The sequence below is a fragment of the Morganella sp. EGD-HP17 genome, assembly GCF_000512315.2.
Lineage (GTDB): Bacteria > Pseudomonadota > Gammaproteobacteria > Enterobacterales > Enterobacteriaceae > Morganella > Morganella morganii.
The window spans coordinates 33,447-53,544 of record NZ_AZRH01000013.1 but is presented as its reverse complement, the minus strand read 5'-3'; the positions used below and the strand labels follow the sequence as shown (position 1 = coordinate 53,544).

The 20,098-nt window shown below is 50.7% G+C and carries 17 protein-coding genes; 2 read left to right on the top strand and 15 right to left on the bottom strand.

Annotated features, from left to right (window positions below; translation table 11 throughout):
* Positions 1–52: 52 nt before the first annotated feature.
* From iscU to trmJ, 4 genes are all read right to left on the bottom strand, one after another.
* Positions 53–439, bottom strand: coding sequence for a Fe-S cluster assembly scaffold IscU (gene iscU / locus X965_RS13855; RefSeq protein ID WP_004236936.1), 387 nt, complete (start codon positions 437–439; stop codon positions 53–55).
* A 25-nt stretch (positions 440–464) separates the two neighbouring features.
* A complete protein-coding gene (locus X965_RS13850; RefSeq protein ID WP_004236937.1) occupies positions 465–1,679 on the bottom strand; it encodes an IscS subfamily cysteine desulfurase in 1,215 nt (404 codons plus the stop codon).
* 50 nt (positions 1,680–1,729) lie between these two features.
* A complete protein-coding gene (gene iscR, locus X965_RS13845) occupies positions 1,730–2,221 on the bottom strand; it encodes a Fe-S cluster assembly transcriptional regulator IscR (protein ID WP_004236939.1) in 492 nt (163 codons plus the stop codon).
* Between the two features lie 84 nt (positions 2,222–2,305).
* The gene (gene trmJ, locus X965_RS13840) at positions 2,306–3,043 is read right to left on the bottom strand and encodes a tRNA (cytosine(32)/uridine(32)-2'-O)-methyltransferase TrmJ (protein ID WP_004236940.1); all 738 of its coding nucleotides are present in this window, start codon (positions 3,041–3,043) and stop codon (positions 2,306–2,308) included.
* Between the two features lie 119 nt (positions 3,044–3,162).
* Between trmJ and suhB the strand changes: the two genes are divergently transcribed.
* The gene (suhB, locus tag X965_RS13835) at positions 3,163–3,966 is read left to right on the top strand and encodes an inositol-1-monophosphatase (RefSeq protein WP_004236941.1); all 804 of its coding nucleotides are present in this window, start codon (positions 3,163–3,165) and stop codon (positions 3,964–3,966) included.
* Positions 3,967–4,021: 55 nt separating this feature from the next.
* On the opposite strand, the gene X965_RS13830 is transcribed toward suhB, so the two are convergent.
* Together X965_RS13830 and glyA are read right to left on the bottom strand one after the other, a co-directional pair.
* The gene (locus tag X965_RS13830; protein ID WP_004236942.1) at positions 4,022–5,173 is read right to left on the bottom strand and encodes a 3-phenylpropionate MFS transporter; all 1,152 of its coding nucleotides are present in this window, start codon (positions 5,171–5,173) and stop codon (positions 4,022–4,024) included.
* 80 nt (positions 5,174–5,253) lie between these two features.
* Positions 5,254–6,507 carry a serine hydroxymethyltransferase gene (gene glyA / locus X965_RS13825; protein WP_004236943.1) on the bottom strand — a complete coding sequence of 418 codons (1,254 nt, stop codon included), beginning with the start codon at positions 6,505–6,507 and terminating at the stop codon, positions 5,254–5,256.
* Positions 6,508–6,877: 370 nt separating this feature from the next.
* Here glyA and hmpA point away from each other — a divergent pair, with 370 nt between their 5' ends.
* Positions 6,878–8,059, top strand: a complete 1,182-nt coding sequence (hmpA, locus tag X965_RS13820; protein ID WP_036418509.1) for an NO-inducible flavohemoprotein — start codon at positions 6,878–6,880, stop codon at positions 8,057–8,059.
* A 145-nt stretch (positions 8,060–8,204) separates the two neighbouring features.
* Here the strand turns inward: hmpA and X965_RS13815 are convergent, their stop codons facing one another.
* The 9 genes from X965_RS13815 to X965_RS13775 form a co-directional block, all read right to left on the bottom strand.
* Complete coding sequence (locus X965_RS13815; protein WP_125112263.1) at positions 8,205–8,474, bottom strand: hypothetical protein; 270 nt, start codon at positions 8,472–8,474, stop codon at positions 8,205–8,207.
* A 94-nt stretch (positions 8,475–8,568) separates the two neighbouring features.
* Entirely contained in the window at positions 8,569–8,907 is a 339-nt protein-coding gene (gene glnB / locus X965_RS13810; protein WP_004236946.1) for a nitrogen regulatory protein P-II, read from the bottom strand.
* A gap of 12 nt (positions 8,908–8,919) precedes the next feature.
* Entirely contained in the window at positions 8,920–10,542 is a 1,623-nt protein-coding gene (locus X965_RS13805; RefSeq protein ID WP_036418507.1) for an NAD+ synthase, read from the bottom strand.
* A gap of 107 nt (positions 10,543–10,649) precedes the next feature.
* The gene (gene glrR / locus X965_RS13800) at positions 10,650–11,990 is read right to left on the bottom strand and encodes a two-component system response regulator GlrR (protein WP_036418506.1); all 1,341 of its coding nucleotides are present in this window, start codon (positions 11,988–11,990) and stop codon (positions 10,650–10,652) included.
* 7 nt (positions 11,991–11,997) lie between these two features.
* Complete coding sequence (gene qseG, locus X965_RS13795) at positions 11,998–12,792, bottom strand: two-component system QseEF-associated lipoprotein QseG (protein ID WP_036418504.1); 795 nt, start codon at positions 12,790–12,792, stop codon at positions 11,998–12,000.
* Between the two features lie 21 nt (positions 12,793–12,813).
* Positions 12,814–14,253 (bottom strand): HAMP domain-containing sensor histidine kinase, encoded by a 1,440-nt coding sequence (locus tag X965_RS13790; RefSeq protein ID WP_004241960.1) that lies wholly within the window; start codon positions 14,251–14,253, stop codon positions 12,814–12,816.
* A gap of 622 nt (positions 14,254–14,875) precedes the next feature.
* Positions 14,876–15,589: a TonB family protein gene (locus X965_RS13785; RefSeq protein WP_004236952.1), complete on the bottom strand. Its 714-nt coding sequence runs from the start codon at positions 15,587–15,589 to the stop codon at positions 14,876–14,878.
* 3 nt (positions 15,590–15,592) lie between these two features.
* Positions 15,593–18,391: a pitrilysin family protein gene (locus X965_RS13780; protein ID WP_036418502.1), complete on the bottom strand. Its 2,799-nt coding sequence runs from the start codon at positions 18,389–18,391 to the stop codon at positions 15,593–15,595.
* Positions 18,388–20,058 carry an ABC transporter ATP-binding protein/permease gene (locus X965_RS13775; protein WP_230587921.1) on the bottom strand — a complete coding sequence of 557 codons (1,671 nt, stop codon included), beginning with the start codon at positions 20,056–20,058 and terminating at the stop codon, positions 18,388–18,390. Before X965_RS13775 ends, X965_RS13780 begins: the two co-directional genes overlap by 4 nt.
* Positions 20,059–20,098: the final 40 nt, after the last annotated feature.

Here is a 20,098-nt window from a genome sequence, read left to right as displayed (position 1 = left end):
ATCCGCCATTATTTTATTGTTTTACCTGCTGCACACCGGCAGCGGCGGGCTATTAGTTGCCCCGGCGTTTACTTTTGTAATCCGCAATTGCTGCTTTGATCGCATCTTCAGCCAGAATCGAGCAGTGAATTTTCACCGGCGGTAATTCCAGTTCTTCCGCAATCGCGGTATTTTTGATGGCTTCCGCTTCATCCAGGGTCTTCCCTTTCATCCACTCAGTCACCAGTGAGCTTGACGCAATCGCCGAGCCGCAGCCGTAGGTTTTGAAACGTGCGTCTTCAATCACGCCGTTATCATCAACTTTGATCTGTAACTTCATTACGTCACCACAGGCCGGTGCACCCACCATGCCGCTGCCGACAGTCGGGTCTTCGTTGTCGAATGAGCCGACGTTGCGCGGGTTTTCGTAGTGATCGATTACTTTATCGCTATAAGCCATTGTTTATACTCCTGAAACCGTCTGATTAATGGTGTGACCATTCAATACTGTTAATATCAACACCTTGCTTGTGCATTTCCCACAGCGGGGAAAGATCGCGCAGGCGGCCAATTGCGTTATGGATAAGTTTGATAGCATAGTCAATCTCTTCCTCAGTCGTGAAACGACCCAGAGAGAAGCGGATTGAGCTGTGCGCCAGTTCATCGGTCATACCCAGGGCGCGCAGAACATATGACGGCTCCAGGCTGGCGGACGTACAGGCAGAACCGGATGATACCGCGAGATCTTTCAGCGCCATCATCAGGGATTCACCTTCAACATAGTTGAAACTGACGTTAAGAATATTCGGTGCGGAGTGCTCCGGGCAACCGTTCAGATAGGTTTCTTCGATATCTTTGATACCGTTCCACAGACGCATACGCAGTGCGGACAGACGCTCAGCTTCCGCTGCCATCTCTTCTTTGGCGATACGGTAAGCTTCACCCATACCGACAATCTGATGAACTGCCAGTGTACCGGAACGCATACCGCGCTCGTGACCACCGCCGTGCATCTGCGCTTCAATGCGGATACGCGGTTTGCGGCGGACATACAGTGCGCCGATACCCATCGGGCCGTAAATCTTATGGCCGGAGAAGGACATCAGATCCACTTTCAGTTTGCTTAAATCAACCGGCACTTTACCGACGCTCTGGGTGGCATCCACATGGAAAACAATCCCTTTGCTGCGGCACAGTTCACCGATTGCTTCGATATCCTGAATCACACCGATTTCGTTATTCACATGCATGATTGAGACTAAAATGGTGTCTTCACGCATTGCAGCTTCGAGTTCAGCCAGGTCGATCAGGCCATTACGCTGCGGCGCAAGATAGGTTACTTCAAACCCTTCGCGCTCTAACTGACGGCAGGTATCGAGTACCGCTTTATGCTCAGTTTTACAGGTAATAATGTGCTTGCCTTTTTTCTCATAGAATTTGGCTGCACCTTTAATCGCCAGGTTGTCAGACTCGGTGGCACCGGAAGTGAACACGATTTCACGCGGGTCAGCGCCGACCAGATCAGCAATCTGGTTACGGGCAATATCGACAGCCTCTTCGGCCTGCCAGCCAAAGCGGTGAGAACGTGAGGCCGGGTTGCCGAAGATGCCGTCCATTGTGAGGCATTGCATCATTTTTTCAGCAACACGCGGATCAACCGGGGTGGTTGCTGAGTAATCTAAATAAATCGGTAATTTCATCGCTCAATTGCTCCATGAACTACGGTTGCGTTGTTAACGCAGGTTTCTGCTTATGCTTGCAGATTGATAATCGTTTCGTTAATTGCCAGATTATGTGCACGACGTTTATCATCCTGGCGATCAGCAACATCAATCACTTCTTTATGATTTACTAACTCTTCCAGACTGATACTGCTTAAGAAATCAGTAATACGGTCACTCAGGTCACGCCACAGCGCGTGTGTCAGACAGCGGTCACCGCCCTGACAGCCTTCCTGGGTTCCCTGACAGCGGGTCGCATCAACGGATTCATCGACGGCCGAGATGACCTGAGCAATGAAAATCTCACCGGCACCGCGTGCCAGAAGATACCCGCCGCCCGGCCCGCGAACGCTGGAAACCAGCTCGTTTTTACGCAGACGGGAGAAGAGTTGCTCAAGATAAGAGAGGGAGATACCCTGACGTTCAGAAATGTCAGCCAGTGGTACGGGCCCCTCATGGGAGTGCAGCGCTACGTCGAGCATAGCGGTTACCGCATAGCGCCCTTTTGATGTCAGTCTCATAACCGGATCCCCGTGATAAATGGTGAAGAAATTGTGTCATTCCTGAGTAATTTAGTCAACTATTTAACCCAGTAATTTACTCAACTATTTTTTCGCCCATTTCTCAACAGAAGTCAGGATTCCACGCAGGATATTCAGCTCCTGTGTTTCCGGATGCGCGCGGGTAAATAAGCGGCGCAGACGGTTCATAATCTGACCCGGGTGTGCTTTGCGGATAAAACCGGATTCATTCAGTACCGATTCCAGATGCGTGTAAAACCGCTCCATATCATCCGCCGGCGGATAGTGTACCTCATCTGCCTCATCATTATTTGCCGGTTCGCTCTCATTCTGAGAGGCAAGAAATGCCATCCGGATCTCATAACTGACCAGCTGCACCGCCATCGCCAGGTTCAGCGAGCCGTATTCCGGGTTGGTCGGGATATAAAGATGATAATTACACTTCTGCAATTCATCGTTGGTCAGCCCGACACGTTCACGGCCGAAAATAATCGCGACCGGTGCGGTCTGTGCGATTTTAACACTTTTTTCCCCGCATTCACGCGGTTCAACCATCGGCCACGGCAGTGTGCGTGACCGGGCACTGGTGCCGATCACCAGTTCACAACCGGCAATCGCCTCATCCAGGGTGCTGACAATCTTTGCATTGCCGATAACATCACTGGCACCGGCAGACAGCGCGATGGCGTGAGAGTCCGGCTGTACCTGCGGATTGACCAGATAAAGGCTGGATAACCCCATTGTTTTCATAGCCCGCGCAGCGGAGCCCATATTGCCTGTATGTGAGGTTTCAACCAGGACGATTCGGATATTTTCGGACATAACACACTTTCTTTGAGAAATTATCGCAATATCTTAACACAAGAATAGTCAGATTGACGATCACCTGTTATACTCTGCCGCGTTTATTTTCGTTCTTTAACATCCCGGTGGACAACCCCATGCATCCGATGCTTACCATCGCCATACGTGCTGCACGTAAGGCCGGCAACCTGATTGCCAAACACTATGAAATGCCTGACACTGTTGAGACAACTCAGAAAGGTTCCAATGACTTTGTGACCAACGTGGATCGCGAAGCCGAGCAGATGATTATCGAGATCATCCGCAAATCTTATCCGAAGCACACCATTATCTCCGAAGAGTGTGGTGAGTTACCCGGTGAAGAACATGATATGCAATGGGTGATTGATCCCCTGGATGGCACCACCAACTTCGTCAAACGTCTCCCGCACTTCGCGGTATCTATCGCATTCCGTATCAAAGGCCGCACTGAAGTGGCGGTTGTTTACGATCCGATGCGTAACGAATTATTCTCTGCGGTCCGTGGTCAGGGCGCACAATTAAACGGCTACCGTCTGCGCGGTGCGACTGCCCGTGATCTCGACGGCGCGGTACTGGCTACCGGCTTCCCGTTCAAAGCCAAACAGCACGCTGATACCTATATCAAAATGCTCGGCAAACTGTTTACCCGCTGCTCAGACTTCCGCCGTACCGGCTCTGCCGCACTGGATCTGGCTTATCTCGCTGCCGGCCGTGTGGACGGTTTCTTTGAAATCGGCCTGAAGCCGTGGGACTTCCTCGGTGGTGAACTGCTGGTCCGTGAAGCGGGCGGTATCGTCACTGACTTCACCGGTGACCACCGTTATATCGACAGCGGCAACATCGTTGCAGGCAGCCCGCGTGTGGTCCGCGAACTGCTGGCAGAACTGCGTGATGAGCTGACTGAGTCTCTGAAACGCTGATTCTGTTCCGCCAGATGTGAAAAAGGGTTATGACTTTCGTCATAACCCTTTTTTATTATGCATTTTCCGGGGTCTGCGGCCGGACTTTCGGGCGCAGGAACAGTGCCGGAAGCACCGTCAGTGCCATCAGATAAAATATACCGCCGTGGATATCCTCATACAGATACCCGGCCACCAGCGTCATCACCGCAATCGCCCCGCCCATCGCCAGCGCGGAATACGCCGCCTGTAACGGAATGATCTCTGTGGATTTGCGGGCACCGATAAAGCGCATGGCCGCCAGATGACACACGGTATAGGTGCCGCTGTGCAGGATCTGCGCCGCAATCAGCACCGGCAGTGCCGCCGACATGCCCAGCAGCGACCAGCGAAGAATACCGCAGATACCGGAAAGCAGTAACAGATTGGCCGCACTCCAGCGGCGGAACAGCTTATTACTGAAGGTAAAGACAATCACTTCCGCCACCACGCCCAGCGACCAGAGATAGCCGATCGCGGCATCAGAATAGCCGACTTTTTGCCAGTAAATCACACTGAAGCCGTAATAGGCGGCATGCGCCCCCTGCAACAGACTCACACACAGCAGAAAGCGGACCACCGCATTATCTTTCAGCAGAACACGGAATTTCACCTGCGGACCGCGCTGTTTCATCTCTCCGGACGGCATAATGCGCGGTCGCAGCAGCGACGTCAGCAACAGCGAGCCGGTACTGACCACTAATGCAGCCAGAATCACCTCATGCTTCCAGATATCCATCAGCATCCCGGTAACCGAGGTGGCGATGATAAATGCCACCGATCCCCAGACACGGATCGAGCCGTAATCCATCGGGAACTGTTTTTGCCAGGTTGCGGCGAGGGAATCCCCCAGCGGGATCATCGGCGAGAAAAAGAGGTTGAATCCGGCCATAACAAAAAAGAGCCAGAGCCAGTGAGAACCGAAATAAAACGCCACCGCGAACAGGAAAGAACAGAGCGCCATCAGTCTCAGGGCAAAAATCAGCCGTGACGGGTCTTTAAACAGCGGTGTGATAAACAGGCTGCCGACGAACCGCGCCACCAGCCCCACACTGAGCAGCATACCGACCGTTGCCACATCATGCCCTTCACCTTTCAGCCATGCGCCCCAGTAGGGAAGAAAAATCCCGTAGGAAAAAAAATACGTAAAATAATCAAGCGCCAGCCAGAGCGATGACGGAACAAACATCTGCCTCTCCTTTCAGGAATACAAAAAACCCGCTCGCGGCGAACGAAGCGGGTTTTGGTTACATCAGATTGGTAACGCGATTATGCGTAAACCGGATATTTCGCGCAGATAGCCAGAACTTTTTGTTTCACAGCTTCAATGGTCGCTTCATCATTGAGGTTATCTAACACGTCACACATCCAGCCGGCCAGTTCACGGGCTTCTGCTTCTTTGAAGCCGCGGCGGGTGATCGCCGGGGAACCGACACGGATACCGGAAGTCACAAACGGGCTCTTCGGATCGTTCGGCACACTGTTTTTGTTGACAGTGATGTTTGCACGGCCCAGTGCCGCATCCGCATCTTTACCGGTGATGTCTTTATCGACCAGATCCACCAGGAACAGATGGTTCTCAGTACCGCCGGACACCACTTTATAACCACGGTTCAGGAAGACTTCAACCATTGCTTTGGCATTTTTCACAACCTGGACCTGATTTGCTTTAAATTCAGGCTCCATTGCTTCTTTTAACGCCACGGCTTTACCGGCGATAACGTGCATCAGCGGCCCCCCCTGGTTACCCGGGAATACCGCTGAGTTCAGTTTTTTGTACAGATCTTCATCACCGCCTTTCGCGAGGATCATCCCGCCGCGCGGACCCGCCAGGGTTTTGTGCGTGGTAGTGGTGACAACGTGAGCATGCGGAACCGGGTTAGGATAAACACCCGCAGCAACCAGACCGGCTACGTGGGCCATATCAACAAACAGGTAAGCACCGATGCTGTCAGCGATTTCACGCATTTTCGCCCAGTCAACCACACCGGAGTAGGCAGAGAAGCCGCCGATGATCATTTTCGGCTGATGTTTTTTCGCCTGTTCAGCGACATCGTCATAATCGATTTTACCGGCAGAATCGATACCGTAAGGGACGATATTGTACAGTTTACCGGAGAAGTTTACCGGAGAGCCGTGAGTCAGGTGACCGCCTTCCGCTAAGTTCATCCCTAATACTGTATCGCCCGGTGACAGCAGTGCGGAGTACACTGCAACGTTAGCCTGGGAACCTGAGTGCGGCTGAACGTTGGCATAGTCTGCGCCGAACAGTTCTTTTGCACGGTCAATCGCCAGCTGTTCAACGATATCCACATATTCGCAGCCGCCGTAGTAGCGTTTGCCCGGATACCCTTCTGCATATTTGTTGGTGAGCTGGGAGCCCTGAGCTTCCATAACGCGCGGGCTGGTATAGTTTTCAGAGGCAATTAATTCAATGTGCTCTTCCTGACGACGATCTTCGTCTTTCATCGCCTGCCAGAGTTGTGGGTCGTAATCTGCAATATTCATTTCACGCTTTAACATTCGCTTCTCCTGACTCGCCTGATGCCGATAAAAAAACACCCCTTTCCGGGGACGAATGCCCTACAGTGTAAACCCTTTTTCTGAATTGAGATAGCCCCGGAAACAAAAAATACGCAAACGATTGCATAGCGGTAAAATCAGGTAATTAGCATGCTTATTATTTCATAAGAATATCCTGTCCATCGGACACAATACCGGATTTGTGATCCCCTCTTACCCACGCTCACTGATCAATTTCGCTATTTTCACCGGATTTTCAGAAACAGCAGAAAAATTTGCGCTTTACAAATTCTGCCCTGTATTATAAGTTGCATAAAAAATACATGTTATAAATTTCACACTGATGTGATGCTTTTTCAGGAGCCCTGCTATGCTCGATGCACAAACTATCGCCACCGTAAAATCCACCGCCCCGCTGATTGCCGCCACCGGCCCGAAACTGACCGCCCATTTCTATGACCGCATGTTTCGTCAGCACCCGGAGTTAAAAGATATCTTCACCATGAGCCACCAGCAGAACGGCGCACAGCGTGAAGCGTTGTTTAATGCGGTCTGCGCCTATGCCATGAATATTGATAACCTCGGCGCACTGGGTGCGGCAGTGGAAAAAATTGCCAACAAGCACGCCAGTCTGATGATCAGACCTGAGCATTATCCGATTGTCGGGGAAAACCTGCTTGCCACCATTGAAGAGTTGCTCAATCCGGGTGAGGAAGTCCTTACCGCCTGGGGGAAAGCGTACGGCGTGCTGGCGGATATCTTTATTCAGCGCGAAGCCGGGCTGTATCAGGAAAAAGCGGCTTTACAGGGCGGATGGGAAGGACTGCGTGAATTCCGCGTGATCCGCAAACAGCCGCAGAGTGAACTTATTACCAGTTTCGAACTGGCGCCGGTTGATGATAAGCCTGTCGCGGATTACCGCCCGGGGCAGTATATCAGTGTCTATATCAATGATGATGCGCTGGAAAATCAGGAGATCCGCCAGTATTCCCTGACGCAGGCACCGGACGGTAAAACCTACCGGATTGCGGTCAAACGTGAAGACAAAGGTACGATTTCCGGCTGGCTGCACGCTAATGTGCAGGAAGGCGATGTGGTCAGACTGACACCACCGCTGGGGGATTTCTTCCTGGAGGCAGAAAAAGAAACCCCGGTGGTCCTGATTTCAGCCGGTGTCGGCTTAACACCGATGATGGCTATGCTGCAGACACTCGCCGCACAACAGCATCCGGCGGATGTGACCTGGCTGCACGCGGCAGAGCACGGCGGCGTGCATGCCTTTGCGGAGGAAGTAAACCGGTTTGGTGCGCAGTTGCCTGCGTTCAGCCAGACCGTCTGGTACAGAGAGCCGCGCGCAGATGAAGCTCATCCGCACCTGACCGGGCTGATGGATTTAACGGCTCAGCAGGATGCTCTGCTCAGTAAAACCCGCCACTATTACCTGTGCGGCCCGGTAGCCTTTATGCAGCACATTGCGCGTCAGCTGACTGCAATGGGCGTTAATGCAGACCAGATCCATTATGAATGTTTCGGTCCGCACAAAATTTTATAATCGCGACAGAACAACAATAACAACACGCTGGATATTCAGCGTATGTGCTTAAGCTGAAGCACATTTGAGTAACAGTGACATAACCGCCGAATTTATATCTATCCCATCCTTTCGCCCGGTTCACTGTTACTCTTTTTTTTGCCCGTCAGTTTTTATACCGGGCCCGGTTCACACATTTTTTTACTGCCTGTGAGAAATACATCACCTTGGCCGAATTGATACACGTTTCCAGCTCATCCTGTTCTTCTTTATTTAAATTCATCCCGGAAACCTCCGCAAAAAGTGCCGGTAATTCATGCTGACCGGGGTCTTTCATTGCTGACTGCAGAATAATAATACCGGCCATAACCAGAATAATAACCACAACACACACCGCCACTATCCATTGTATTGCCCGCACATGTATTGTCCGCACAGTCTTCTCCTTTTACTGACAGATAAAAGAATCCGGCGGTGTCAGAAATAACAGCCGCCGGATACGTTTAATTTGCAGGGATGCTCAGCAGAACTCAGATAGCATCTTCATCCTGTTCCCCGGTACGGATCCGGACAACCTGTGCCACATCGAACACAAAGATTTTACCGTCACCGATCTTACCGGTCTGCGCCGTCTGCATAATGGTTTCCACACAGGTTTCGAGAATGTCATCGGCGACAACAATTTCAATTTTTACCTTCGGCAGAAAATCCACCATATATTCCGCACCGCGATACAGTTCCGTATGCCCTTTCTGACGGCCGAAACCCTTCACCTCTGTCACGGTCATCCCGGTGATCCCCACTTCGGCCAGAGCTTCGCGGACATCATCGAGTTTAAACGGCTTAATAATTGCCTCAATCTTTTTCATTGTCAGATCCTGTTACCAATTTTTGCGGCCAAACCCGGATGTAATCGGGTAACGGCGATCTTTGCCAAAGTTCCGGGCGGTAATGCGCGGTCCCACCGGTGACTGGCGGCGTTTGTATTCATTGATATCCACCAGCCGGATAACCTTGCGGACCACCGCTTCATCAAACCCGGCGGCGATCAGTTCATCTGCGGACATATCTTTTTCAACATACCCGGCCAGCAGGGCATCGAGGATGTCATACGGCGGCAGACTGTCCTGATCCAGCTGACCCGGTGCCAGCTCTGCTGACGGCGGACGGGTGATAACCCGCTCCGGAATCGCCGGAGAGAGTGTGTTGCGGTATCTTGCCAGTTCAAACACCATAGTTTTCGGCACATCTTTCAGGACATTAAAGCCCCCGGCCATATCCCCGTACAGTGTGGAGTAACCAACCGCACACTCGCTTTTATTACTGGTGGTCAGCACAATGCGGCGGCGTTTGTTGGACATCGCCATCAGGATCACCGCACGGCAGCGTGCCTGTAAATTCTCTTCGGTGGTATCAACCGGTGTTCCGGCGAATTTCGGTTCCAGTTCGTGCATAAAGGCTTCAAACATCGGCTCAATCGACACCACATCAAATTCCACCCCCAGCAGCTCTGCCTGCTCACGGGCATCGTGAATGCTGATATCCGAGGTGTAACGGAACGGCATCATCACCGCCTGCACCTTATCTTTACCCAGTGCATCTGCAGCAATGGTGACAGTCAGGCCGGAATCGATCCCGCCGGACAGGCCCAGCAGCGCTCCCTGAAAACCATTTTTGCGGACATAATCCCGCGTTGCCATCACCAGCCCCTGATAAACCTGAGCCAGAACAGGTAACGACGGTGCCGGATCCACCATCGGCGTGATGGTTAAATCCGTAAAGTGACACTGCGCGACCTGCTCTGAAAACGCAGCAAGACGATGCGTTACGCTGCCATCTGCGGCGAAAACAGCGGAATCACCATCAAAAATAAGTTCATCCTGCCCGCCGACCTGGTTGAGATAGACCAGCGGCAGCCCGGTACGGCGGCAGTGTGCCTGTATCAGCACATCCCGGGTATCAATTTTATCAGTGGAATACGGTGACGCATTCAGTGTCAGAATAATTTCCGCACCGGCCGCTTTCAGGGCATCAACCGGACCGTCAGTCCAGATATCCTCACAAATAAGTAACCCGAGGCGGTAGCCGCGAAAATCAATCACACAGGTTTCTGTCCCTGCCGTAAACCAGCGTTTTTCATCAAACACGCCGTAGTTCGGCAGTTCCTGTTTGAAATAACGGGCGCGGAGTTCCCCTTTCTCAAAGAAAGAGAGGGCGTTATAAATGTGACCGTTTTCCTGCCACGGGTGTCCCACCAGCACAGCACAGTCACCGCTGGCCTGTTGGATCCGGGTGAGGCTCTGCACTATCCGCTGATGAAAATCGGGACGGAAAACCAGGTCTTCCGGTGAATACCCGGACAATGCCAGTTCGGAAAACATGACCAGGTCAGCCCCTGCCGCCTGCTGCTCCGCCATGGTTTTCAGAATACGTTCACCATTGCCTTCGATATCTCCGACCAGAAAATTCAGCTGGGCCAGGGCGATATTAAGTGTACGACGCATAAAATCCTGCTCTCCCGGGATAGATCTCACCGTATGTAAAAATTAATAATAAAACAGCTAATAATGAAGATGATAGCAAAATGTGCCGGTTCACACCGATTCTTTGCTTATTCTTTAAAGTCGGCCGCATCCAGCTCATGACGGGACAGTAATTTATAGAACTCTGTCCGGTTACGCCCTGCCAGACGGGCAGCATTGGTCACGTTACCTTTGGTCATCTGGAGAAGTTTGCGTAAATAATTGAGTTCAAACTGGTTACGGGCTTCCGCAAAGGTCGGCAGCGCCGTATTTTCTCCTTCCAGCGCCTGAGTCACCAGAGCCTCACTGATCACCGGCACGGTGGACAGCGCCACACACTGCTCGATAACGTTAAGCAGCTGACGGACGTTGCCCGGCCAGCTCGCGCCCATCAGGCATTTCATGGCATCCGGAGAGAAGCTGCGGACAAACGGCTTATGTTTTTTCGCCGCTTCGCGCAGAATATGATTGGCCAGCAGCGGGATATCTTCAGCCCGCTCATGGAGTGTCGGAATTTTCAGGTTAACCACATTGAGGCGGTAGTAGAGATCTTCACGGAATTCGTGTTTTTCCATCGCCTTGGGTAAATCGCGGTGTGTCGCGGAAATGACGCGGACATCAATATCAATGTCGCGGTTACTGCCGAGCGGGCGCACTTTGCGCTCCTGCAGAACACGCAGCAGTTTGACCTGCAGCGGCATCGGCATATCCCCGATTTCATCGAGGAACAGTGTGCCGCTCTCTGCCGCCTGGAACAGCCCTTCCCGGCTGCTCACAGCGCCGGTAAAGGCACCTTTGGCATGGCCGAACAGCTCGGATTCCAGCAACTGCTCCGGCAGTGCACCACAGTTGATGGCGATAAACGGTTTTTTCGCTCTCGGACTGGCTTTGTGGATAGCCTGGGCCAGTACCTCTTTCCCGGTACCGCTCTGACCATTGATCAGCACACTGACATCGGATTGCGCCACCATACGTGCCTGTTCCAGCAGACGCAGCATCAGCGGGCTGCGGGTCACAATCCCTTCACACCAGGATTCATCACTGACCGTGGTGGTGGAAAGTGCCAGCGCATCGTCAATCGCTTTATATAATGCATCGCGATCCACCGGTTTGGTCAGAAAGCTGAACACACCTTCACGGGTGGCGGCCACGGCATCCGGAATGGAGCCGTGGGCTGTCAGGATAATCACCGGCATGCCGGAATGGGTTTTCTGGATCTCGGCAAACAGCGCCATACCATCCATTTCATCCATCCGCAGGTCACTGATGACCAGATCGATTTTTTCTTTATTGAGTACCTTCAGCGCTTCAGGCCCGCTTTCTGCCGTTGATACCCGGAAACCTTCACTGCTCAGGCGCATACCCAGCAGTTTCAGTAAGCCCGGATCATCATCAACCAATAATAAGTTTGCGCTGCGGCGTGCTGTCATGCCGGGGTTACTCCTTTTTTTCCTGTGCCGGTTTCGTTTCTGCGGCTTTTGTTTCTGCGGCTGCCGGTTTGGCTTCTGCCGGTTTAGCATCAGCAGGTTTTGCTTCCGCCGGTTTCGGCTCTGCCGTACCTGCCGCCTCTTCTAATGCCTCACGGCGCTCCTCGAGCGCATTTTCCAGTTCCGCATCCGCTTTGGTCGGCTGTTTGCGGCCGGCCAGCTGGCGCTCAATGTTGCTCAGGTTATCCAGCTTGCGGGTGGTATTCTGTAATTCAAACTGCAGGCGGGAGTTAACCGCACGCAGCTGATCAATTTTGCCGTCCGTATCGCTCTGCAGGCGGCGGTAGCGCTGGCGTTCGTCACTCAGGGCAATCGCCTGTTTCAGCTGATCACGCCACAGGGTCATCAGCGGACGCAGGGAGACCGGGAACCCGGCACTGTAGGCATTCAGGGTTTCGAGCACCTTACGCTTGTCATTGGCGGAGGTACCGGTGTTATTAAGCAGAATGCTCTGACGCAGTGCGGTATCCCAGCTGTCCGGGGTGATTTTCCCCGCCATAATGCGGGCTGTATCACTGCTGAGCAGATCAGCACAATCCATCATCCGCAGCCAGTAAAGCGCGTTTTCTGTCGCGGCCGCAGAGTTGAGTTCCCAGATAGCGTGGCAGTCCGCAATCCGGTAATCCGCCGTCCGCTCCTGCGGCAGGACGACAGAGGCCAGCGCGGAGAGATCCGGCGGCGTTGCGGTTTTTACGCAACCGGCCAGCAACAGCGGGACGGCGGCAATCAGGGACTTAAATGTCATTTTCAAGTTAATGCTGACCTGTTATTCCAGTAAGGTGTGGAACGGAAGCTGAATACGGAAGCACACATCCGCACCTTCAGAACCGACTAATATCAGTTCGCCGCCCATCCGGTTAATACAATCCCGGGCAATACTCAGTCCCAGCCCGCTGCCTTTGACAGCACCTTTGCGCTGAAGCGAGCCCTGATAGAACGGTTCGAAGATCATTTCCTGCTCTTCTTCCGGGATCGGCGTACCGGTATTGGCGACATCAATCTGTATATGCTGACCGGCTTTCCGGCTGGTTATCCGGATCTTACCCGATTCAGCGCCATAGTGTACCGCATTTGAGTAGAGATTATCGAGTACACGTGTTAATAAGACGGGTTCAGCCCAGACACTTGTTTCATCCAGAGCAAGGTCTGTAGTGATTTCTTTGCTTCTCGCCGGTAAGCTGTGGGCATTAACCACCTCATGCACTACCGTATCGAGGTTAACCCATTTGGCTTCTGTCGGGCTGTCCACCAGCGTGCGGTTATACTCCAGCAACTGTTCAATCAGCACCTGCAAATGGCGGCTGCTTTCACTCAGTATTGATACCACATCTTTCTGATCCGCCGTCAGCGGCCCCGCGACTTCATCCGCCAGCAGTTCGGTACCTTCACGCATACTGGCCAGCGGGGTTTTCAGTTCATGGGAAATATGACGCAGAAATTCATGACGCTGGGATTCCAGCCAGTCGAGGCGCTCACTCAGCCAGACAATCCGCAGCGCCAGCGAGCGCAGTTCTCTCGGGCCGTTAAAATTATCAAGGCGCTGTATCAGGTTGCGCCCTTCCCCCAGGCGGTTAACCATCCGCTCAATCACTTTTACCGGCCCGATAATCATGCGGGTAAACAGAATGATAAGGCCGGTGCTCAGGACAAACACCAGCAGGCTCTGCCAGCCGAATGACTGGCCTTTGCGGGCGATGGCATTCTGAAGTTCCTCACCGCGCCGGAAATTCGCCTCACGGATAGCCTGCACCAGATCAGCGTTACTGCGGGCAAAGGCTTCCAGGTGAGTGGTCATCGCCGCAACCGGCTCGCCGTTCTCACACTGGAGGACAGACAACTGTCCGAGGCTGCCGGCGATATCATCAGTATAACGCGGATCCGGGGTGGATTGTTTCTGGCGGGCGAGATAGTCCTCATAGCGGAGATACTGTTTGTGCCAGACATTTTTCAGGGTTTCATTACCCAGCACACAGTACTGGCGGTAGCTGCGCTCCATTTCCAGCGCCAGGCTCGACATTTCCTCACTGCGCCGCGCATCCTGTACAGTTGAGATACTGATTTGCGCCGCCTGATTACTCAGCTCATCAAAGCTCTGATACGCCTGCCATGCCAGTCCCAGCAACGGCAGCAATACCAGACAGAATGCCACCACAACCAACTGACGCAGCGAGCGCGGAAATAATCGCCATTTTTTCAAGATTGTCATCTCTTAACCTGTTGTCATGAGCATGATGCTAACCGGATCCGGGATAAGAGAAAAGGATCAGGATGCATCTGTGCGAAAAAGAGAACAGAAAGAATGCAGGGAAGGTATAAAATGATGACGGGACGACAGTTTCCTGCCGTCCCGTCAGTGAGATTAAGGTGGTGCCTCACTCAACGTGTCGCCCTGTGTCTGATAAAGCTTGCGCAGTTATCGGTATTAACGGACGGTAGGCACCTTACTCTGGCATCATTCCCGGGCTTATGTGGCATGTTTCCGCCATATTGCGGGCCGACATAAAAAATTGAATGAGCAACTGCAGAAGACATTGCAACTGCTGTGCCAACTTTGAAAAATAAAATTCAATACACTGTTATTAAAGAGAAAATATTTTTCATCACCCGCTATTTTTTTCCGGCGTGCTGTCATACGCATCTTATCTTCCGGTTTCTTCCCCGTTTTACAAAAAAACGTCTCTGATTTGCGACAGTCTTTTTTGCTCTTTTTTACCTCTTTAAATATCAATGCATTAGATGTCTCCTTTTGGAGACATTAAAAATGATGACTGTCGTTATTTTATGACACAGGTGATTTTTTATACCGGACATGCAAACAAACACGCAGTTTACTTAATAAAATCCACCGTCAGGACAATGCTTTTGTCCAACCCCGGTGGCGGAATTCCTACCGGCTGATATTTACTGACCGCACTGAGCGCAATTTTATCCAGTATCCGGTTCCCCGAACTTCTGATCACCACGGGGTCAGAAAGTGTACCGGTTCCGGAAATACTGACATTAATATCAACGGCTGCGCTGACCTTTCTGATTCTGGCAGGATAATAAATATACCGCAGGATCTCTCTGCGCATTTTTTCCCGGTATAACCACAGCTCGTCGTCACTCCGCTGCCCGGCAACGGTATCGGCTGTTGTCAGGTTATGATTTCCGGCCGACAGAGATGACTGTAAACCGGTATCCGGAACCTCTGCCGGTTTATGCACATCTTTATCATGCCGCGGTGCAGTAACCGGCTTTTTAATTTTCTGCCGCAGTTTATTCTCACGTTTTTTTCTGTTTTTTTCCGCCTGCCATTCTGATTTTTTATCCGCTGCCGGGCTTATCACCGGTAACAGGCTTTTCTCGCTCTGTTCCGGTATATCCGGAGAGTGTTCCTCCGCCTTTTCCGGCGCAGGCAGCAATAACATGGCACTGCGGTTATCCGTCCTTATATTGCCGTTTTCCGCATAATCAGTCTGGCTGATACAGAATAAAAAAATAAGCAGTCCGCCGTGAAGACACAGAGAAAAGAATAAACCGGCCAGTTTGCAGCGATTCATTGATTACTCCGCAGGCAGTAATACCGCATGGAATTTTCCGGCATGACGTAAAAAGTCCTGTAAAACCATTTCAGTCTCTTCCGGAGATGCCTTTTCATTTGCCCGCAGTGAAGCGCCGATTAATAACGGGCCGCCGGTCAGCATATAACTGCGTTCAATATCTTCCAGTATGCCGGTCACCGAATTATGGGTTCGCTCAAGAATATTGCGGCTCTGAACGATTTTATTTCTGAATACCTGCCGATCAATCCCGTTGTGCTCAAATTCCGTCAGTACGCGTTCACTCAGGGCAATCAGTTCATCCACCCGTTCCGGTGCACAGGTGAACATGATCCGTCCCTCATCCTGTATTTCAGACGGGTTGTGCCAGAACCATGCGGTGACACTGTAAACACCTGATGCTTCCTCACGTAATTTTTCCCGCAGTTTTTCCTGAATCACCTCACCGCCGATCTCCAGATAATAGGCATTATCCGGCCGCCAGCCATTTTTGCGGACAAGATAGATCTCCACTTCAGCCCGCGGCTCCTGCAATCCCCTGACAATTAATGGTGTTTCCGGTGTTCCGGCTTCAATCGCAACGGGTTCTCTGCCATCCTTTTTTACACCAACAGATGCCAGATATTTTCCTGCAATTTTTTCCGCATCGCGGGGCTGAATATCACCGGTAATAAAATACGTAAAATCGGTTTTATTACTGATATAACGTTCATACAATTGCGTCAGTTTTTCCGCACTCAGTACGTCAAGATCCTGCTGTGTGGCATCATATATGGTATGTTTACCCGGATAACGCAGTGATGATATTTTCTGCATAAAGAGATGCTGACTGTCTTTATTATTCTCAGCCAGCTGTTTATCCATTTCCGATTTATATTTACGCCATACTTTTTCCGTTACCCGGCTTTCATTTAATTTCAGATGAAAAAGCGTCAGAATTTTTTCAAGATTATCCGTCTCTGCCCAGCCGGAAAAACCCTGCTGATGCTCATCCAGTAATGTTGACATTACCACCGGACTCTTATTAAAAACAGCCTGTAATGCGGATAGCGGATAACGGCCAAAACCGGTTTCATCCGTCAGGCTGACGGCAATCCGCAGCGCATGATAATCGTCATCCGGTACTGACCGTAATCCGCCGGGTGTCAGCGCCTTAAAGAACACTTTTCCCGGATTATCATTATTGTACTGATAGATTAACCGGCTGCCGTTACTCAGCTGATATTCCCTGATATTATATTCTTCAGCCGTTCTGATAAGTTTCACACTACCGTCCGTGACATTAATATCCGGTAGTTCTGTTATTTGTTCTGCGGCCGGGTCCCATTTTTTCTGTGGTAGCCGGTGACTTTCAATCCAGTTTTTTTCCAGTGCTGCCGCATCCATGGCCTGCGGCTGTATTTTCTCCGGATGCGTTATCATCACCAACCGGGATTTCACGGCTGTCATAGTATGAAATGCGCTGTTCACATCGGCTAAGGTGATATTTTTCAGATAATAGCGATTGAGAAGAAATTTATCATTCTGCCCTGCAAGCAGCTGATGACTGGCTGCCGCCGTCATCATATCCGCCGCAAGATCAATACTGTAAATGGTTTTATCTTTCTGTTTTTCATTAAGGCGGGTTAACCGCTCAAGCTCTTCATCCAGTTCAGCCTGTGTAAAACCCTGCTGCTCAACAGTAGCAAGAAAATTAAAAATACTCAGTGTGGCTTCATCATATTTTTCATCTGATAATTGCAGGGAAAATACAGATTGTATGGTTTCCCGTCCGGTCGCTGAAGAGTAATAATTCGCGGTACTGATAAACTCATCATTCTCTTTTTCCAGGTGTTGTAACCGGATATTTATCAGCCGGGTCATAATCTGATTAACCAGATCATCCTTATAACGGGCCAGTGAATAATCCTCCTGATAAGGACTGAAAAAACTGATTTCCACCGCCGGTGTCCGGATTTCATCTTCATGAACAAAAGCCGTACGCCAGTGTTCCGGCAACGGTACAGAATAATCAATCATCTCAGGCGGATCTGTTCTGACCGGAAGCATCGTTAATTTTGTTTTCAGCAGAGACAGGATGTGTTGTTTATTAATATCCCCGGCGACTACCAGAGACATATTATCCGGTCTGTACCAGCGATAATAAAAATCAGCCACCCGTTTACGGCTGACATTCTGTATTGTTTCCGCATCCCCGATAGGGTCACGTAATGCATAGCGCGACCCCGCCATCTCAATGGCGCTCTTTTTATCCCCCAGCCGCAGCATAGCTCCCAGTCTGGCGCGCCACTCTTCCAGAACAACGCCCCTTTCTGCATCCAGGTCCGCCTGATTTATGGTTACCCGCCCTGCCCAGTCAGCAACAATATCCAGCGCAAGGTTAATTTTTACCGGGTCATTGTCCGGCAGATTTAATGTGTAGACCGTATTTTCAAAATCCGTGAATGCATTAATATCAATACCGAATTTTAATCCCGCTTTTTCCAGGTCACGGATCAGCTTATTACCGGGGAAATGCGTTGTTCCGTTAAATGCCATATGTTCGACAATATGTGCAACGCCTCTCTGGTCATCATCCTCATTCATTGATCCGGCATTAACAACCAGCCGGATATACACTTTTTTCTCCGGTGTGCTGTTTTCCGCCAGAAAATAACGAAATCCGTTATTCAGCGTGCCGGTTTCTATTGCCGGGTCATACCGGAGTGTTTTCATTTTCAGCAGGTCATTAACCTGTGTCTGCTGACCGGAACAGGCGGACAAAATAAATAACATGCCGGTTATCAGTAGTATTCTTTTCATAAAATCAACCCGGGCTTATCATTTCTCACGTCTTCCCTGTGAGATATTTCGATAATATGACTGTGAGCCAGTTTTTCCCTGAGTAACCGGCTCAGTGTTTTATAATTTTCCTCATCGAGTGCGGATAAGGCCTCATCGAGAAACAGCCAGGCCGGTTTTTGTATCAGACACCGCGCCAGCATTATTTTCTGAAGTTCTCCGCCGGATAATGTGTGCTGCCAGTTTTTCACGGTATCCAGTTCAGGAATAAAATGACTGAGTCCCACATCCGTTAATGCACCGGCCAGCAATGCATCGTCATATTCCCCGTGAATATGGGGATATATTAAAATTTCCCGCAATGTGGCTTCCGGTAAATACGGTTTCTGGGGAATAAACATGCAGTTATTATCCGGAGGCATGGATAATGAACCTTTATAATGCGGCCATAATCCGGCGAGTGTGCGCAGGAATGTACTTTTCCCGCATCCCGACGGGCCTGTTATTGAGCTGCTGTCCGGAAAGGCACCGGACATATTTTCCTGAACCGGGCGGTTATCCGGTAAAAATACTGATAACTCAGACCATTCGGGAGAATCAGACTGACGGATTGTGCCGGTGCCGGTAATAGAATCCAGCTGCGAACTGAATGTCACCAGACGCCCGGTGACTGCCCGCCAGTTTGCCACTGACTCATAAGAATCGACAAACCAGCTGAATGCTTCCTGTACCCGGTAAAATCCGGTTGCGGTCTGCATCATATCCCCGAGTTGCAGGCTGCCGCTCATCAGCCGCGGCGATGCCACCAGATACGGGAAAATGCGGGCGACCTCATTATATCCGCTGTTAAAGGCCTGATATTTCATTTTCATTCCGGTCAGATATTGCCAGTTCTGCCATATTTTCCCGAATAACCGTTTTGATGAGGATAATTCCGCCTTTTCACCGCGCAGAAAACTGATCGATTCCGCGTATTCTTTTACCCGCATCAGATGAAAACGAAAATCGGCTTCACATTTTTCCTGCTGAAATGTCAGCGGGATCAGTTTTCTGGTAATTTTATGGGTGAGCCATGTACCGATAACGGAATACAATATTGCCACCCATACCATATATCCCGGTATTACCCATGTCATTCCGCCCAGTTCAAATGTCAGTATTCCGGAAAGATTCCATAAAATAACGGTAAAAGACACCAGACTGGTGATAGTCCGCAGTAATCCCAGTCCCAGCTGCAATGTCTGATCGCAAAATTCTTTTATATCCTGAGCAATACGCTGATCCGGATTATCACTCTCTTTGTATAAAAGCTGATGCCGGTAAATACGCTTATGGCTCAGCCACTGCGTAAGAAACCGCTCTGTCAGCCAGCCCCGCCAGCGGATACGTAATGTCCGGCGCAAATATTCTTCAATAAGATCGACAGAAGAATAAACCACCATGATCAGAACAAACTGACTCAGCATCGGCCAGAAATTATCCCAGTCCTTATTCTGCATAAGATTAAAAAAATCACGGTTCCAGTCGCTGTATTTCACTGCAATTTCAACAACAATATAATTAAGTGCAATAACAGAAATAATCAGCGGCCAGGCTATTTTCCATTCCCGGCTTTTCCAATACGGACAGGCCAGGCTCCAGACCTGTTTGATAAATTTATTTTTATTTAATTCAGATTTACTATTCATACTGTGTTTTGTCATGGGCTGCCGGCAGAAAACAGAATTT

Coding starts and splice junctions, on each gene's coding strand:
- qseG (WP_036418504.1), bottom strand. CDS start 12,792: ATGACATTTAAGTCCCTGATTGCCGCCGTCCCGCTGTTGCTGGCCGGT.
- X965_RS13785 (WP_004236952.1), bottom strand. CDS start 15,589: ATGAATCGCTGCAAACTGGCCGGTTTATTCTTTTCTCTGTGTCTTCAC.
- suhB (WP_004236941.1), top strand. CDS start 3,163: ATGCATCCGATGCTTACCATCGCCATACGTGCTGCACGTAAGGCCGGC.
- hmpA (WP_036418509.1), top strand. CDS start 6,878: ATGCTCGATGCACAAACTATCGCCACCGTAAAATCCACCGCCCCGCTG.
- iscR (WP_004236939.1), bottom strand. CDS start 2,221: ATGAGACTGACATCAAAAGGGCGCTATGCGGTAACCGCTATGCTCGAC.
- X965_RS13805 (WP_036418507.1), bottom strand. CDS start 10,542: ATGCGTCGTACACTTAATATCGCCCTGGCCCAGCTGAATTTTCTGGTC.
- glnB (WP_004236946.1), bottom strand. CDS start 8,907: ATGAAAAAGATTGAGGCAATTATTAAGCCGTTTAAACTCGATGATGTC.
- glrR (WP_036418506.1), bottom strand. CDS start 11,990: ATGACAGCACGCCGCAGCGCAAACTTATTATTGGTTGATGATGATCCG.
- trmJ (WP_004236940.1), bottom strand. CDS start 3,043: ATGTCCGAAAATATCCGAATCGTCCTGGTTGAAACCTCACATACAGGC.
- X965_RS13850 (WP_004236937.1), bottom strand. CDS start 1,679: ATGAAATTACCGATTTATTTAGATTACTCAGCAACCACCCCGGTTGAT.
- glyA (WP_004236943.1), bottom strand. CDS start 6,507: ATGTTAAAGCGTGAAATGAATATTGCAGATTACGACCCACAACTCTGG.
- X965_RS13775 (WP_230587921.1), bottom strand. CDS start 20,058: ATGAATAGTAAATCTGAATTAAATAAAAATAAATTTATCAAACAGGTC.
- X965_RS13780 (WP_036418502.1), bottom strand. CDS start 18,391: ATGAAAAGAATACTACTGATAACCGGCATGTTATTTATTTTGTCCGCC.
- X965_RS13790 (WP_004241960.1), bottom strand. CDS start 14,253: ATGACAATCTTGAAAAAATGGCGATTATTTCCGCGCTCGCTGCGTCAG.
- X965_RS13830 (WP_004236942.1), bottom strand. CDS start 5,173: ATGTTTGTTCCGTCATCGCTCTGGCTGGCGCTTGATTATTTTACGTAT.
- iscU (WP_004236936.1), bottom strand. CDS start 439: ATGGCTTATAGCGATAAAGTAATCGATCACTACGAAAACCCGCGCAAC.